Below are 14,488 nucleotides of genomic sequence, written 5' to 3'. Positions count from 1 at the left end.
TTTCACTCAAGTTGATTCATTCTCCGCTTCATGGACACCCGACCAGTTCTTTCCCCACTGTTTTTCCTTCAGCCGTTGCCGGTAAATCAAATGCCGTGCCGTCGCCTGGAACAGCGGCGTCGGCCGCAGCCGTTGCTGCAACAGATCACCAACGCCGTAGGCCGTGAAAAATTCGAGCTGGTCCGCTTGTAGCGTCAGACCGATCGCCGTCACCGTCTCCGGAAACTGTGCCATCGCGTCGCGCGACGACCGGTATGGCGGTAAGTCATTTTTGGTATGCATCCGTGCCTGATTTTTAACGGACCAAGGATAATCCGGCAATTGTGCATTCAATCGTTTTTCTAACATCCGGTCAGTCGCTTCCGTCGTATCGGAGGCGTCAAAATAGATGACATCGATATCTGCGACCGCTGTCGCTTCCTTTTGCTCTAACACATCCCAAACCTTCGCCCGGACATACCCGGCACAAATCCACCAGTCCGGTAAGTCGAGTCTCGCGACCGCCTCAAGAAGTATTCTTGTCTCCCGGTCCCGTTCAAACATTTGGACGATATCTGTTTCCGTCTTCATTTGCACCACTTCCCCCATTGTTATTCGAACCACGTCACACCATGCTGCTTGATAAAGGCAAGTTCTTGCTCATAATGCGCCGCGTGCCCCTCCTCAATCATCCGCTGAAACGCCTCCTCCCCGTCGGCTGCTTTACGATGAATCGTCAACAGGAGGGCTTCAATCCGTAGCAGTAACGTATCAAACAATTGCTCCTTTAATTCCGGCATCCCGTAGGCCGCTAAAAAGATGTCGATGCGCCGTTTGATCCGGTCTGGTCCCGTAACGGGGTCATAGTCGACTTGTCGCCCGTGTTCATCATGATGAAGCCGACTGAGCGGGACGAACGTATACAACGTGTAGGCGATGTCCCAAATGCGTGGGCCGGGTGCCGCTAAATCAAAGTCGATCACGCCGATCGGTTTTTCGTCCTTAAAAATGACATTATAGACGGCAAAATCATTGTGACAGATGACTGCATACGGCAACGGCGTATTATCGAGCGGCTCCCATGACGCGGGTACTTCGAAGTCTGCCGTGGCATCATGAAACTGACGGAGTAACCGGGCCGTTTCTTCTAATACGGCCTCCGACCACATGTAGGCCTTGAGGGGATAGTTTCCCGCCTCCCCGTCAAGATACGACAGGATTTCCCGATTTTGCGGATCGATTCCGAGAAACCGTGGACTTGCCGGATACTCTTTTTTCTCGAGGTGCACGAGCAGCCGGTGAATCCGCGGACTGTCCGGCGTTTGTTCCCGCCGGACCGTGTCGCCTGCGCGACTGACAGCAGAAACGTTTCCCCCTGCTAACGGTTGTTCCTGTTCGTCTTCCTTTGACATGATGTAACCTCCCTATCGTTTCGAATCAAACTTGGGTAAGAAGACGATGATACCTGCACCAATCAAACACATGATGACATCACTGAACGTAACCGCTCCTATCTCAAAATCAAGCATCGTCCTGACAAGCTGCCAGACGAGAACGAGCGTGATTGCTAAAGGAACGGTCCGTTTCATCCAGCGGGGTATGCGAATCCATTCCCGTAATAACCGTGCTCCCCATTTCTTCAACACGTCCCCCACCTTTCACTAGCGTTTAATCCCATATTTTCCCTATCCAATTTCAGTATAGCATTATCGGAAGGCGTGATACACTGGTTAAAAAGAGTTGTCAGAGAGGGTGGATGCTCGGTGAAAGCAATGACGATTGAAAAATATGGAAACGTACCACTCGAACTTACGGAACAGCCCCTTCCCGTTGTCTCCGCACATGATGTCTTAGTCGAAATTCATGCCGCGAGCATCAATCCGGTTGACTTTAAGATTCGGGACGGCAAGGTCAAGCTGTTGATTCCCTACCAGTTCCCGTTGATTCTCGGCAACGATTTTGCCGGCATCGTCACGAGGGTTGGTTCCGCGGTAACACAGTTTCAAGTCGGCGACGCCGTCTACGGACGGGCCGAAAAACAGCGGATCGGGACGTTCGCTGAATTCATTGCGATTCATGAAGACCTCGTCGCACGAAAACCGGATGCGTTATCGTTCGAAGAGGCGGCGTCGATCCCGCTCGTCGGTTTGACGTCCTATCAGGCACTCCACGACGTTCTACAAGCGACACCGGGTCAAAAAATCTTGATCCAGGCCGGTGCCGGGGGTGTCGGGACGTTCGCCATCCAACTGGCGAAGGCGATGGGACTGTATGTCGCGACGACTGCCAGTCCTGCCGGCCATGACCTTGTCAAAGCACTCGGTGCCGACGAAATCATCGATTACCGGACCGTTGCGTTTGATGAGGTCTTACATGACTTCGACGGCGTCTACGATACGATTGGCGACGACACGCTCAGACGGGCCTTTAAAATCGTCCGGCCCGGTGGACAAATCGTCTCGATTTCCGGATTGCCGAATGGCCGGTTCGGTAAAGCGTACGGGTCCGGGGTTTTAAAAACGATGTTATTTCGTCTCTTGACGGTCCGCGAGTCCTTTCTCGAGCGGAAATACCGCGTCACATACACGTTTTTGTTCATGAAACCGAGCGGACGACAACTGCAGCACATCACGGAATGGATTGAGACGGGGCAAATCAAACCGGTCATCGATCGGGTCTATCCGTTTGAAGCGGCACAGGAGGCGCTCGCCTATTCGGAATCCGGTCATGCGAAAGGGAAAGTTATCTTGAAGGTGAAGTAAGCGAATTAAGTTTTTTTGACAACCCATGCTGAAAGGAGCAGACGGATGCAGTTTTATATCGGTTCAAGCTTTGCAAATATCACGAACGTCCGGATATTACGGGATAAACTGATTGATCGCGGATTTTCGCTGACGTATGACTGGACCCAAAACGAACGGGCAACGAGTAAAGCGGCACTGCAAACGATTGGTCATGCTGAAAAGCAGGCCATCACGCTCTCGGACTGCGTCATCATTTTGCTGCCGGCAGGTAAAGGAAGCCATATCGAACTCGGAATCGCCCTAGGACAAGACAAGCCGATTTTTCTCCATTGTGTTGATCAGACATATGACCGGTTCGAGACGACGAGTACGTTCTATCATTTGCCGGAAATCATCCCCTGCAGTGGGACGCTTGATGAATTGACCGAATTGATTGTGCAGCATCACCAGCGGATGTCTATTCGTGGATTGTAGAGGGTCCTCCTCTGCAATCTTTTTTTATCGTCAACTACTGCATCTGGATTTTTTTGTAAATTACACTAGCTATTTTTCGCTCCTTCCGCTACAATTCGTTTTAACAGTTAACTTTTATTAACCGGTTTATTTAATGATGAGAGGTGTTGGAAATGATGCAAAAGTCGATTTTGATTTTAGAACACTATGAACAGCTGAAAGTCATCAGTGACCCGATGCGGACAAAGATGTTGATGCACTTGATTGAACAACCGCATACGGGTCACCAATTAGCTCAAAAACTGGATGTCTCCCGGGCAAAAATCCTGTACCACTTACGTGAACTCGAAAAGTACCAGCTGATAACGTTAGTGAAAGAAGAGATTCAGGGTGGAAACGTCTTAAAGTATTATCAATCCGTCGCACGCGGTTTTATCCCAGCTGATCATTTGCTTAATTTAGTTGAGACACAACAAGCGACACGTCAGTCTTATCTTGAAGTGCTTGACCGCGCGAAAACACGTGTCCTCACTGCGCCGGACGACTCCTTTCAACCGCGTTCTTCCGACGTCGAAGCGTGGACCAGTTTGTCCGTCCAAAAAGAAATCGCGACGACCCCGCAAAAATTTTTAGAATTCACGAAAAAATACCGTCAGCTCCTGGCTGAGTTAGAAGATCAACTTGAAACGAAAGACGACAACAAACTTTTTTATATCATGGCGACCGGGTTTGAAATCGATGAGGCGTTATTCGAGGAAAAATAACGGAAGGAGGAACGCTGATGTATGAACGCACGGTGAATGAAAATCATGCCTTTTTTCGAAACCGCTCCTTTCTTAGTCTTTGGCTAGCGAGTACATGTTCTTTTCTTGCACTATCGACTTACCTCTTTGCTGAACAATGGTATATCTTACGTGTGCTGCAGCAAGAGGCTTACCTTGGTATCGTCCTGATGTTGACGCTTCTTCCGCGAATTTTTCTCATGTTGATCGGCGGCGTGATCGCGGACCGCTTCAAAAAGGCGATGATCATGCGCTTTTCCAGTCTATTCCGGTTAGGTTTCGTCATCGCCCTTTTGTTTGTCTATCAAAATGATGCCTTAGGAATCATTCAGTTGTCACTGTTCGCATTTCTATTCGGCTGCATCGATGCGTTTTTTTCACCCGCCAGCTCCTCACTCCTTCCGTTACTCCTGTCATCCGAAGACTTCACACGGGCAAATGCCGTTGTCCAAACGTCGAACCAACTCGCCTTATTTTCCGGACCGCTTCTCGGCGGGATTCTTTTAACGACCTACTCGTTCACTCTTTTATTTGTTGTCGTCGGCTGTTTTTTGTCCGTGACGTTCCTTTGTTCCTTATTCATTAGCGAACGCCGTGTTGAACACCGACGTTCAACGTCTGCAACGGCTGAACTTATCGAAGGCGTCCGTTATGTTTTTTCTGAACCTTATTTACGAAAGATCCTGTTCATCTTAATCATCATCAACTTTTTCTTTTTCGGTCCACTCTTAATGGGAATCCCGTTATTAGTCGATGGTGTGCTGCACGGGCAAGCCCTCGATTTAAGTTATCTGCAAGGAGCGTATCAAATCGGCATGTTGCTCGGTGCTGCCTTGATAGGACTACGCAATATCAAAAGTCAGTCGATCCGCTTACTGCTTCTACTGATTGGCGGATTAGGCATCGGGTTAGCCGCACTGGGTCAAATCTCAACGGTCTTTCAAGGTGTCGTCCTGTTGCTTACAATGGGGTTACTGTCCGCTGTCATCAACGTCTTACTCTTGACGACCATTCAAGCGACGAGCCAACAGCCGATGATGGGACGTGTCATGAGTTTAGTGAATGCGGCGTCGAACGGCTTAGTCCCGCTGTCGTATGCGTTAATTTCACTTTCGCTCTACTTTCATTTCACCATCACATGGATTCTCTTGTGTTGCGGCATCATGATCGTGACCACTTCCTGTTTTTTCTTCATCCGTTCAATGAAAAAAGATTAGAGATGAAGGTAGATGTTACCTACCTCTGCCGTTCTGTCGCGCCGTCCTGTCTCAATTTGACTGTATAACGGCAATCTTCCAAATCGGATCAAACGGAATCCTTGATGATTTTAGTTGGTAATCCTGCTTTAATTGGATAAAATTAGAAATAGCAATCGTAGTTCAAGAAATAAAACGAATAAAGGAGTCTTTCCATGATCAGTTATAGAAATAGTACGCGGGAAGTGGCCGCCAGTGAAACAACGATTGCGATAATTTCGGTTGGTGCGACGGAACAGTTTGGTCCCTACCTGCCGATGCACCTCGATACGTTGATTGCTGAAAAATACGCCGAGGCGTTCGGTGAAGCGCTACATGCCTATGTGCTTCCGACCCTGCCTTTTAATACGTCGGAAGAACATGCCGACCAAATCGGTACCGTCACCGTCAGCCCGACCGTTCTGATGGCGATGCTCGAAGAAATCATCGTCAACCTGCGGCGGCAAGGTTTTACTCAATTTGTGTTATGCAACGGTCACGGGGGAGCTTACTGGGAAGCAGCCTTCGTCAAACAGATGAATTACAAACATCAAGACATCGTGTTAATTACGGCCGATCGTCACCTGGCGTGGGAAGAGGCTCTTCAGGAGGTCGGTCTAGCAGGATTGAACGAACGGCATGCCGGGCTGTTATCCGTCTCTGCCGCCATGTGGTTGTGTCCGGAACTCGTTCAATTGAAACCGATGGGAAGTGAGGTGCCGACGTCGAACATTCCATATTCCGATACTGTCTTTTGGAGTCAGTTAACGACAGACGGGTGCTGGGGAAAGTTTGATCCGGCGGACTATACCCGGGAAGAACTGACAGCGATCGGCGAGACCTTTTGGACAAGCTTCATCTCAAAACGGAGCGAACACTTAAAAGAGACGTTAGCGGCAACACGCAAATTAAAATTAGGAATTTAAAGGAGAATCATCTATGCGACGTCTACTGATTTTAACGGTCGGTAAAACCCATACCGGAAAGTCAACATTTGCACGTACGTTAGCGGAACAGCTCCCGAACAGCCTCATTATCGATCAAGATTACCATGCCGCTTTCTTGAACACCCATTATCCCGAACTTGTTCCAACATGCGGAACGAACGACGTAAAACATGCTTTGACCCAGTTCATCTCTTCGATCGCGAACGAACGAACGGATGCACATCTCATCGTCTGTAATGCGAACTTATCGCGGGGAAATCGTCTGTGCTTGCTGAACGAACAATATCCACCGACTGTGTTTCACCGGATCATTGTCTTTTTTGATATAAGCGACGCCACCGCCTTAACTCGGATTAAACATTCTGACCGGAGTTCCGTCGTGATCCGCGGGGAGATTACATATGAAGCACTTATACAGAAGCAGGCAGTAGAACCTCCCGAAACGGACGAAGCCGATCAACTCTATGTCATACGGGAACCAAATGATGTCGCATCTGTCATTCAACAAATTAAACAACATCAATCCGTCGAATAAATTGAAGAATCGTCATCAGCCCGGCTCGTTCAGCTTGGTATTCAGAACATGAGAGGATACAACAGATGCTAACATTACAAAACATTTCGAAGACGTTTGGTGATCGGCTTGTCTTATCAGATATGTCGTTCACGATTCCACGGGGAAAAGTAGTCGGCTTGATCGGTCCGAACGGTGCCGGGAAAACAACGCTGATTCGAATCATGAACGGTGTGATCTCCCCGACGCATGGTACGGTCCGTTATGATGATCAGCCGATTGAAGTCCTTCGCACGAAAGCTGGCATCGTCACCGAAAGTGCGGGGTTGTACCCTGACATGACGGCACTTGAAAATTTAACTTTTTACGCGTCTTTATACGCTGTCAGAAATAAAGATCATTTGCTTGAACTGTTGAACCAGTTCGACTTGGCACATGTCCGCGATGTCTATGTCCATACGTTTAGTACCGGTATGAAAAAGCGACTCGCGCTCGCTAAAGCAATGCTGCATGACCCGGAAATTTTATTTCTGGATGAACCGACGAATGGACTGGACCCTGATGGCATTCGCCAGGTGCTGGATATGATTCGGTCCGTAAATCAAACGAAGGGAACGACCGTCATCATCACGTCGCATCTCCTCTACCAATTGGAGAGTGTCTGTGACGCCTACATCTTCATCGAACAGGGGCGTTTCATCGATCAAGGGACACTCGCGGATTTACTGAAGCGTCACCAAACTGCGATTCGCGTCAGAATCCGGACAAACCTTCCGCCAGGTTCCGTCCGCACGATGTTCGAAACGGCTGTTGCACCTGTTGCTCCTGACGTGATTGAAGTATCGTTTAAAGACGAAACGTGCATCAGCCCTTTTTTGAAACAAATCATTGATCAGGGCTACGCGGTGTATGAGTGTCAAGTAATCGACCGTGATTTAGAAGGTGTCTATTTTAAGTTAAGGGGTGAAACGAAATGAATTTACCACTCGTGCTTGCCGTGATTAAAAAAGACAGCATCCAACTCTTCCGAAAAAAGATCTTGCTGTTCACGTTGATTATCATCCCGGTCTTGATGGGGCTCGTCCTTCCGATCGGATTCGCCTGGTTCATCATCGAGCTTGATTCGTCCACGTTAACCGACCCGGAAGTGCTCGATTTACTGAATCGTTTTTTGGCGACTACGGCCAGTCCAGATGTCCTGACACTGACGTTTAATGAACAATTGCTTTATTTGTTCCTAAACTATCCGCTCGTGACGTTATTTTTGTTAGTTCCGGTCATTACATGTTCCGTCATCGCTGCCAATAGTTTCGTCAGTGAAAAGGAACAGCACACATTAGAAAGCCTATTGTTTTCGCCAATCACCATCCGTGATTTGTTTTACGGCAAACTGCTGATCTCGATTGCCTCATCCTACCTGATTTCCGCCGTCTGCTTTTTGATAAATCTGCTCGTCATCAACACTTTGATTTCCGTCAACGACTTTTCAGTCAGCTTTCCCTCGACCCAGTGGTGGGTGTTACTCTTTCTGCTGTTACCGATTCTTTTATTGACGACGGCGTTAATTAATTTATTGATCTCGACACGGGTCAGTACGTATCAGGAAGCACAAAACTTGAGCGGTATCATCATCTTACCGTTCATCGGATTAATCATCGGTCAAATCAGCGGATTATTCTTCATCAATACGCTGTTCCTGATTCTGTTATCGATCGGTTTACTGATTCTAAACGTTTTCCTGTTAAAACTCGCGTTGCGCTTCGGGACACGCGACCAGCTGTTTAATTCCCAAATGTCATGAATCGGATAACTTATGAAAAAATCGGCCCTGTTGAAGTTTTGCACCACGGTTTTAATGCAGCTGTCTGTATAAGGAAGTAACAAAAAACGCCTTTCAGGATTCAAAAAGAATCTCGAAAGGCGTTTACTTTATAGCCGGATCAGGACAATTCCGCCGATCATCACGAGCAAACTGAGAATTTGAACACCGGTAACCGGCGTCCGGGCTGCCCCGAACCAACCGAACCGGTCAATCAAGAGACTCCCCGTCAACAGACCGATCGTGACGATGATGATGGCGACGCCGGTGCCGACGAGCGGGACGATGAACGCATTCCCGGCAATGAACGTCGCACCAATCAGACCGCCGATGAACATCCACCACGGTTTTGGCGCCGTCCGGTCTATTTGTAACTTCGGTCGCACGAGCAACAACACGAGCAGCAACGTCAGCGTCCCGATGACGAAGGAAATCAATGCTCCTTTAATCGCTGAATCGAGGACACTTCCGAGATGCCCGTTAATCGCTGCTTGCATCGCACTCATCATCCCCGTTACGATGCCGAGTAAACGCCAACCGGTCAAGTTGACTTCCGCAGAGTTCTTCGTTTCCTGTTGTCCGTGATGCCGGCGTTTCGCTAACCAATCGCCTAAGGCGACAGTACCGACGACACCAAGCAGGACGAGCACGGCACCGATTAACCGGGTCGGCGATAACCGGTTGACCGCTGAATCAAACCATCCGAAATGGTCAATCAACAGCCCCATGATGACTTGTCCGAAGATGGGCATGATGACCGTCTGGACCCCGCCTAGTTTTGGAAAGAGTAAGATGTTTCCCGTCAAGAAGATGACCCCGAGAACACCACCGAACCAAATCCAGCGGGGTTCCGTCGTCCAGAGGGCTTCGTTCAATGTGAAGTCCCCTTCGACGATCAGGGTCAAGAGGACTAAAAAGACCGTCCCGATACTAAACGAGATGAAGGATGCCGTAAACGGTGATCCGACAACTCCACGCAGCCGCGTGTTGACGCTCGTCTGCACCGGAACGATGATGCCGATCGCTACACCAATGATAATTGCTAACATGACGTGCCTCCTCTAACTACAAACAGATTCCGTCTCATCATACGGCAACTGTTTGCGAAAAGGCGATTCCTCTGCCTATATGTTCAGACGAACTCATGATGAGAGGCACCTCTCTGTTCCTTAAATGAGCTGCGTGATCGCCATCAGGTCATCGACGATATACTCGGCCGTCGCGAGCTCCGCTTCCTGTGCAAAATCAAACCGGCAGCCGATCGCCGACCAGCCGTTTTCTTTCGCTGCCGTAAAGTCCGATTGCCGGTCGCCGACGACGACACCCGACTGTAATCCGTGTTTCGTGCGAATCATCCGGACGAGTTCAGATTTGTCGAGCGAATCAACGTCTTCAATGCTGTAGATGCCGGTCAGGTAACGGTCTAACGCAAACTGCTCGACGATCACCGCTAAATATGCCGGAAGTCCGTTACTCGCGACATACAGGTCGTATCCGGCCGCGCGGAGTGTTTGCAATACCGTCACCGCTTCCGGATACAAGGCGCCTTGACCTGCTTGAATCCGCTCGATCAAGGCTTGTTGAAACCAGTCGTCCATCTGCTTGCGGTCGGTTTCCGGATGTGCCGGCAAGAGGGTCGCCCAGACTTGCGGTAACGGGACACCCATGATTGTTTCGTATGTATCGAGCGGTGTTGCGTCATGCCATTTACCGGCTTGCCGTAACTTGGTAAAAGCGACTTCTAAAGCCGGCCCTAGAATCCGGTGCGTCTGAAATAACGTTCCGTCCATATCAAAGATGATCGCTTGTTTCATTGGTCTCCCCTTCTGCTTGAGCGTTTATACGCAGCCAGTCGCTCCAGTACATCGTTCCCGTGATGCGGTGCGGATTGGCGACCGGACAGATGAATTCAAGACTGTTCCCGTCCGGGTCATTCACATGGATCTTCGCGTGCGCGTGGTGCGCCAGTGCGATGACGAACGGTTCCGTCGGTTCGAACCCGAACGCTTTTCGTGGTGTGTAACCGCGCGCCGTCAACCAATTAACGGCATCCGTCAATCCTTCCAGTTCGACCTGGAAGGCGATATGCCGGATGGACGGGTGATAGTCGAGTTCGACTTGATTCGCGACCCAGAGGCCGAGCCAACTTTCTTCTTTGACGATCCAGAGGAACGCCAACCGGTCGTCGACGATATGATCGAGTGTCAGCCCGAGTCCTTCGTAAAAGGCAATCGACTGTTGTAAATTCCGGACCGGGAGATGCGCTTCGTATAGTCCCTTAATCATCCGTGCCGCCTAATGCATCGATGTAACGCGTTGCCGACCGGGCAACTGCACCCGCTGCGTCGTTTTCGACGATGCGGTGAAAGGCATCATACAACTGGTTAAATGACAGCGTGCTGAGTTGCGACGCCATCTGCGCTACTGTCGTTGCCGGTAACGGAATCAAGTTCGGGTAACTGTACATGAAGCTGACCCACGCCCGGTCGGCGACGACACGGACGATATCGCCCGTCAACAGGACACCACGCCCCGCGTCTCCCTGCGTCCATTCAAGGACCGTCGCTCCGTCAAAGTGTCCACCGATCCGGTGCAGGACGAGGTCATCTGCCAGTTCCAACCGGTCGCCGGACCAAAAAATAATCCGGTCGCTCGGTCGCGTCACCCACTGTTCGTCCGCCTCGTGGATATAAATCGGAACATCAAACGCTTCTGCCCAGTCGACTTGTGTCGCATAGTAGTGCGGATGCGATAAGGCGATTGCGTCGAGTCCCCCCTGTTGGTTGATTTCATCGATCACGGTCTGATCGAGATAAGTAATGCAGTCCCACAATAGCCGTTTTGACCCGGTGACCAGATACGCCGTTTGCCCGATTCCGAATTGTGGTGATGTCACGAGGCTCATCAGCCCCGGTTGCTCCGGTGTTACCGTCGTCCGGTAGTTCTTGGACGCGACCATCGCCTCACGCGTCGTCCACGATTGTCCGTCCGGATTGACGTATTGCCGTTCATCACTGCAAATCCGGCAGGTCGTTGGTTGAACCGCCTCCTCATCCGTCTGCACCCCGCAGGTCGTACAAATCCAATAACTCATTTCTTTTCCCCCTTATTTTAACCAGTTACGCGTGCCGCTTCTTACGTGCTACGGCACTGATGCCCCCTAACAGGAGTGCTCCGCCGACGAATCCGAGAAAAACACTCCAGTTGAACTCGCCTTGTACGCTGTACATGATTGTTACTCCAATCAAGGCGCCGATTGTGATCGCGATCAGTCGCGCCGCTATGGATGACGCGCGGTTCTGTTTGTTCATCTTGGTTGCCTCCCTTTTGGTTAAAACTCGTGTCATAACATCCGTGGTGGACTCGCCATCGCATTCGCAAGAATCATGTAGATGATGAGGTTGACCGGCAGTGGGATAAAAATAAATATCAAGCGGATGGCGAATGACGACAAGCCAAGCTGTTCCGCAAGTCCGCCGCAGACGCCCTGGATTGATTTGTCCGTCGCTGATTTCTGTAATGTTCTTGCCATTTCGATGCACTCCTTGTTGAATATACATATTCGATTTACCTGAACCTCCAGAAAAAAACTGGAGAACCCGTCCATCTGTTACAATAATTAGGTACTTCACCAGTCTACACGTTTTGGTATCGTTTTTCATCTGATTGACGATTTTTAAATCTACTTATAAAAGGAGAATCCTTCATGTACACCAAAACTACTTTCGCCGTCGCCGCACTCGCGCTCGCCGTCACGAGCGGATGCACGAATGACACCGCATCGTTTACGCAAAACTCATCTGCCGTTAAAACGGAAGCTGCTTCACAGGTTGTCGCGAAACCGGTTTCAAGTGAAAATAAGCCGGTGGCATTATCAAAAAAGGAAGCACTTGTTTCAATCGGTACGACGCATTCATACAACCTATCGCCTTTTTTTGTCGGGCAGACGGTCCAGGTTGCCCCGGAGTATCTGTATGAACACGAGATCTATTACACGCACTTCATCCAGACGAACGAAAACAAGGTCAGCAGTACGATCTACCGCTATACCCCGGGGTCGAACACGAACGAAGTCATCCAGACGGTCGATCAGACGATCGGCTCATTGACCGGTGTATCCCATTACCTGTTCTGGGTCGCGTCAGCGCCGGCAGAAAACGGGATTGCCTGGACGATTCATAGCTTCAATCTTAAAAACGGAAAACAGGATTTGCTTGACCGAGGGGTCAGCCGCTTCGATGCCTCCATCCCGGTGCTTGATGCTTCAACGACTCGCCTCTCCTGGCTGATCCATGACGCGACCGCGAAGAAGACGACAACGCTGATGAAGTCCTTTGATGTAGCCGCCGATACAATCATCGTCCACGAACAGTACGACCTAAACAAAAGAAAACAGGACGGCATCTTACCGTTTGATTTCCGGTCGGGTGACGCCGGACGCTTGATTCATACCCGCACGTTCAAGGACGGGACTAAAACCTCGCGCCTTGCGAGTGATGACGGCAGGTTCCAACGACCGATTGATGGATTGATTGATTTCGAGTACGGTGCCGATTACGTCGCAATCGGTGAAGAGGGACACGCTGCTTTTTTACCGCTTGATTCAAAACAACCCGACTTCACTTATGAATTATCTGATCGGCATTCGACCGCTGATGCGTTTCGTTTCTTGTCCCGCGACCGGGTAATTTTCCGTGAAAACACGTCGCAACTCCTCTATGCCGACTTGACGCGCGGAACCGTCACCCCGTTGACCGAAATGGAAGACACGATGTCTAAACCGATTTACGTCAATGGGACGATTGCCTATGCCGTTTCGGACGGTCAGGATGTGACGTTTCATGTCATCGACGTCACTCCGTAACCGCTACTCCACCTTGATCTTTTCTTGAACGGGTGGAGTTTTTCGTCTGCATTGAAACGGTTTAAAATATGCTAAACTGACATATAGACTAAACAACGGAGCGCCGGTTGCGGTCCGTTTCGAAAGGACGTCCTTACGTTGAAACAAATCCATCACCTCTGTATCCAAACGGCTGATTACGCGGCCTCTAAATCCTTTTACGAAGCACTCGGGTTCGAACTCGTCCAGGAATCACCTGACTTTCATACACGTGCGTTCAACAGTTGGCTCAAGCTCGGCGACTTTTATATTGAACTCCAGACGAACAAAGTCGACGAGACTTTGACGCCTTATACGAAACATACGTCTGGTCCCGTTCATTTCGCTTTATACGTCGACGATTTAGCGGCGGAAGTCGCACGGCTCGAACAACGCGGTGTCACCTTCCTGCCGAAAAGCGGCGGGAACATCTATTTCGTCGTCGACGGACACCTCAGTAAATTAAAAGCACCGGAAGGGACGATTGTCGAGCTTCGCGATACATTTGTCATTTCCTGACCGCTCAATCATTGACAGCCTCTCTGTTTTAATTTAAAACAAGATTTATATTTTTTTGGAGGACTTCTAACATGCGCATTCAAATCATCGGTGGATCCGGCACCGGCAAAAGCACGCTCGGCGAGTGGATCGGGCAACAAGAAGGGATACCTTGGATTGATAGCGATCGCTACTTATGGACAGATCAAACGTTCACCAAAAAACGGTCGGTCGACGAACGGTATACCTTATATACGCAGGACATCGAACGCCATCAGCAGTACATTGTCTCCGGTTCCGTCTTTTCATGGAATCCATACGGCTTCCCGGACCGCGAGCTGCTCGTATTTTTAACGTTGGACGAAGAAACACGGATGAACCGGTTAATCAAACGGGAACAGGCACGCTATCCCGATTTTTCAGGGTCAAACGATTTCCTCGATTGGTGCAGGACGTATTTGACGGAGACGGACCCTGCCAAGATTGAGACATTGGCAGAACATCAGCTCCAGATGATCCTTTCAAGGTCACCTGTCATCCGGATCGATGCCGCACAATCGACGGACCAGATGTATCAACAAATCAAACAGCTGTATCACGAGCTGTGTCCGACAACGTAGTGCCGCGCTTTTTTT

General features: G+C 49.8%; 20 protein-coding genes. 11 read left to right on the top strand and 9 right to left on the bottom strand.

Annotation, left to right across the window (positions count from 1 at the left end):
• Positions 1-6: 6 nt before the first annotated feature.
• Genes AC0VYQ_RS08045 through AC0VYQ_RS08035 form a run of 3 tightly spaced genes read right to left on the bottom strand, consistent with a single transcriptional unit; the run spans position 7 to position 1,622 of the window.
• Positions 7-570, bottom strand: a complete 564-nt coding sequence (locus AC0VYQ_RS08045) for a nucleotidyltransferase family protein (RefSeq protein WP_475403347.1) — start codon at positions 568-570, stop codon at positions 7-9.
• A gap of 20 nt (positions 571-590) precedes the next feature.
• A complete protein-coding gene (locus tag AC0VYQ_RS08040; RefSeq protein WP_475403346.1) occupies positions 591-1,391 on the bottom strand; it encodes a phosphotransferase enzyme family protein in 801 nt (266 codons plus the stop codon).
• A 12-nt stretch (positions 1,392-1,403) separates the two neighbouring features.
• The gene (locus tag AC0VYQ_RS08035) at positions 1,404-1,622 is read right to left on the bottom strand and encodes a hypothetical protein (protein ID WP_475403345.1); all 219 of its coding nucleotides are present in this window, start codon (positions 1,620-1,622) and stop codon (positions 1,404-1,406) included.
• 120 nt (positions 1,623-1,742) lie between these two features.
• On the opposite strand from AC0VYQ_RS08035, the gene AC0VYQ_RS08030 reads away from it, so the two are divergent.
• The 8 genes from AC0VYQ_RS08030 to AC0VYQ_RS07995 all read left to right on the top strand — a co-directional run bounded on the left by AC0VYQ_RS08030 (position 1,743) and on the right by AC0VYQ_RS07995 (position 8,455).
• Positions 1,743-2,741 (top strand): NADP-dependent oxidoreductase, encoded by a 999-nt coding sequence (locus AC0VYQ_RS08030; protein ID WP_475403344.1) that lies wholly within the window; start codon positions 1,743-1,745, stop codon positions 2,739-2,741.
• A gap of 45 nt (positions 2,742-2,786) precedes the next feature.
• Positions 2,787-3,197, top strand: coding sequence for a nucleoside 2-deoxyribosyltransferase (locus AC0VYQ_RS08025; protein ID WP_214804595.1), 411 nt, complete (start codon positions 2,787-2,789; stop codon positions 3,195-3,197).
• A 152-nt stretch (positions 3,198-3,349) separates the two neighbouring features.
• Entirely contained in the window at positions 3,350-3,940 is a 591-nt protein-coding gene (locus AC0VYQ_RS08020; protein ID WP_475403343.1) for an ArsR/SmtB family transcription factor, read from the top strand.
• A gap of 17 nt (positions 3,941-3,957) precedes the next feature.
• The gene (locus AC0VYQ_RS08015; protein ID WP_475403342.1) at positions 3,958-5,175 is read left to right on the top strand and encodes an MFS transporter; all 1,218 of its coding nucleotides are present in this window, start codon (positions 3,958-3,960) and stop codon (positions 5,173-5,175) included.
• Between the two features lie 194 nt (positions 5,176-5,369).
• Positions 5,370-6,119, top strand: a complete 750-nt coding sequence (locus AC0VYQ_RS08010; RefSeq protein ID WP_475403341.1) for a creatininase family protein — start codon at positions 5,370-5,372, stop codon at positions 6,117-6,119.
• A gap of 13 nt (positions 6,120-6,132) precedes the next feature.
• Positions 6,133-6,675: an AAA family ATPase gene (locus AC0VYQ_RS08005; protein ID WP_475403340.1), complete on the top strand. Its 543-nt coding sequence runs from the start codon at positions 6,133-6,135 to the stop codon at positions 6,673-6,675.
• A gap of 65 nt (positions 6,676-6,740) precedes the next feature.
• Positions 6,741-7,631: a heme ABC exporter ATP-binding protein CcmA gene (ccmA, locus tag AC0VYQ_RS08000; protein WP_475403339.1), complete on the top strand. Its 891-nt coding sequence runs from the start codon at positions 6,741-6,743 to the stop codon at positions 7,629-7,631.
• The gene (locus AC0VYQ_RS07995; RefSeq protein WP_475403338.1) at positions 7,628-8,455 is read left to right on the top strand and encodes an ABC transporter permease; all 828 of its coding nucleotides are present in this window, start codon (positions 7,628-7,630) and stop codon (positions 8,453-8,455) included. The genes ccmA and AC0VYQ_RS07995 overlap by 4 nt, the downstream gene beginning before the upstream one ends.
• 128 nt (positions 8,456-8,583) lie before the next feature.
• Here AC0VYQ_RS07995 and AC0VYQ_RS07990 read toward each other — a convergent pair whose 3' ends face one another.
• The 6 genes from AC0VYQ_RS07990 to AC0VYQ_RS07965 all read right to left on the bottom strand — a co-directional run bounded on the left by AC0VYQ_RS07990 (position 8,584) and on the right by AC0VYQ_RS07965 (position 12,005).
• Positions 8,584-9,522, bottom strand: a complete 939-nt coding sequence (locus AC0VYQ_RS07990) for a DMT family transporter (RefSeq protein WP_475403337.1) — start codon at positions 9,520-9,522, stop codon at positions 8,584-8,586.
• Between the two features lie 120 nt (positions 9,523-9,642).
• Entirely contained in the window at positions 9,643-10,287 is a 645-nt protein-coding gene (locus AC0VYQ_RS07985) for an HAD family hydrolase (RefSeq protein ID WP_475403336.1), read from the bottom strand.
• A complete protein-coding gene (locus AC0VYQ_RS07980) occupies positions 10,265-10,759 on the bottom strand; it encodes a VOC family protein (protein WP_475403335.1) in 495 nt (164 codons plus the stop codon). The genes AC0VYQ_RS07985 and AC0VYQ_RS07980 overlap by 23 nt, the downstream gene beginning before the upstream one ends.
• Positions 10,752-11,567: an MBL fold metallo-hydrolase gene (locus AC0VYQ_RS07975; RefSeq protein WP_475403334.1), complete on the bottom strand. Its 816-nt coding sequence runs from the start codon at positions 11,565-11,567 to the stop codon at positions 10,752-10,754. The genes AC0VYQ_RS07980 and AC0VYQ_RS07975 overlap by 8 nt, the downstream gene beginning before the upstream one ends.
• A 25-nt stretch (positions 11,568-11,592) precedes the next feature.
• Complete coding sequence (locus AC0VYQ_RS07970) at positions 11,593-11,784, bottom strand: hypothetical protein (protein WP_475403333.1); 192 nt, start codon at positions 11,782-11,784, stop codon at positions 11,593-11,595.
• A gap of 32 nt (positions 11,785-11,816) precedes the next feature.
• A complete protein-coding gene (locus AC0VYQ_RS07965) occupies positions 11,817-12,005 on the bottom strand; it encodes a PspC domain-containing protein (RefSeq protein ID WP_475403332.1) in 189 nt (62 codons plus the stop codon).
• 174 nt (positions 12,006-12,179) lie between these two features.
• Here AC0VYQ_RS07965 and AC0VYQ_RS07960 point away from each other — a divergent pair, with 174 nt between their 5' ends.
• The 3 genes from AC0VYQ_RS07960 to AC0VYQ_RS07950 all read left to right on the top strand — a co-directional run bounded on the left by AC0VYQ_RS07960 (position 12,180) and on the right by AC0VYQ_RS07950 (position 14,473).
• Positions 12,180-13,337 (top strand): hypothetical protein, encoded by a 1,158-nt coding sequence (locus AC0VYQ_RS07960; RefSeq protein WP_475403331.1) that lies wholly within the window; start codon positions 12,180-12,182, stop codon positions 13,335-13,337.
• A gap of 138 nt (positions 13,338-13,475) precedes the next feature.
• On the top strand, positions 13,476-13,874 hold the full coding sequence (locus tag AC0VYQ_RS07955; RefSeq protein ID WP_475403330.1) for a VOC family protein: 399 nt from the start codon (positions 13,476-13,478) through the stop codon (positions 13,872-13,874).
• Between the two features lie 71 nt (positions 13,875-13,945).
• Positions 13,946-14,473, top strand: coding sequence for a P-loop NTPase family protein (locus AC0VYQ_RS07950; RefSeq protein WP_475403329.1), 528 nt, complete (start codon positions 13,946-13,948; stop codon positions 14,471-14,473).
• Positions 14,474-14,488 lie beyond the last annotated feature (15 nt).

This window comes from Exiguobacterium sp. QJM3NY_9 (assembly GCF_056173545.1).
This window is presented reverse-complemented; position numbering and strand designations above follow the sequence as displayed.

Coding starts and splice junctions, on each gene's coding strand:
- AC0VYQ_RS08045 (WP_475403347.1), bottom strand. CDS start 570: ATGAAGACGGAAACAGATATCGTCCAAATGTTTGAACGGGACCGGGAG.
- AC0VYQ_RS08040 (WP_475403346.1), bottom strand. CDS start 1,391: ATGTCAAAGGAAGACGAACAGGAACAACCGTTAGCAGGGGGAAACGTT.
- AC0VYQ_RS08025 (WP_214804595.1), top strand. CDS start 2,787: ATGCAGTTTTATATCGGTTCAAGCTTTGCAAATATCACGAACGTCCGG.
- AC0VYQ_RS08020 (WP_475403343.1), top strand. CDS start 3,350: ATGATGCAAAAGTCGATTTTGATTTTAGAACACTATGAACAGCTGAAA.
- AC0VYQ_RS08015 (WP_475403342.1), top strand. CDS start 3,958: ATGTATGAACGCACGGTGAATGAAAATCATGCCTTTTTTCGAAACCGC.
- AC0VYQ_RS08010 (WP_475403341.1), top strand. CDS start 5,370: ATGATCAGTTATAGAAATAGTACGCGGGAAGTGGCCGCCAGTGAAACA.
- AC0VYQ_RS08005 (WP_475403340.1), top strand. CDS start 6,133: ATGCGACGTCTACTGATTTTAACGGTCGGTAAAACCCATACCGGAAAG.
- ccmA (WP_475403339.1), top strand. CDS start 6,741: ATGCTAACATTACAAAACATTTCGAAGACGTTTGGTGATCGGCTTGTC.
- AC0VYQ_RS07995 (WP_475403338.1), top strand. CDS start 7,628: ATGAATTTACCACTCGTGCTTGCCGTGATTAAAAAAGACAGCATCCAA.
- AC0VYQ_RS07990 (WP_475403337.1), bottom strand. CDS start 9,522: ATGTTAGCAATTATCATTGGTGTAGCGATCGGCATCATCGTTCCGGTG.
- AC0VYQ_RS07985 (WP_475403336.1), bottom strand. CDS start 10,287: ATGAAACAAGCGATCATCTTTGATATGGACGGAACGTTATTTCAGACG.
- AC0VYQ_RS07980 (WP_475403335.1), bottom strand. CDS start 10,759: ATGATTAAGGGACTATACGAAGCGCATCTCCCGGTCCGGAATTTACAA.
- AC0VYQ_RS07975 (WP_475403334.1), bottom strand. CDS start 11,567: ATGAGTTATTGGATTTGTACGACCTGCGGGGTGCAGACGGATGAGGAG.
- AC0VYQ_RS07970 (WP_475403333.1), bottom strand. CDS start 11,784: ATGAACAAACAGAACCGCGCGTCATCCATAGCGGCGCGACTGATCGCG.
- AC0VYQ_RS07965 (WP_475403332.1), bottom strand. CDS start 12,005: ATGGCAAGAACATTACAGAAATCAGCGACGGACAAATCAATCCAGGGC.
- AC0VYQ_RS07960 (WP_475403331.1), top strand. CDS start 12,180: ATGTACACCAAAACTACTTTCGCCGTCGCCGCACTCGCGCTCGCCGTC.
- AC0VYQ_RS07950 (WP_475403329.1), top strand. CDS start 13,946: ATGCGCATTCAAATCATCGGTGGATCCGGCACCGGCAAAAGCACGCTC.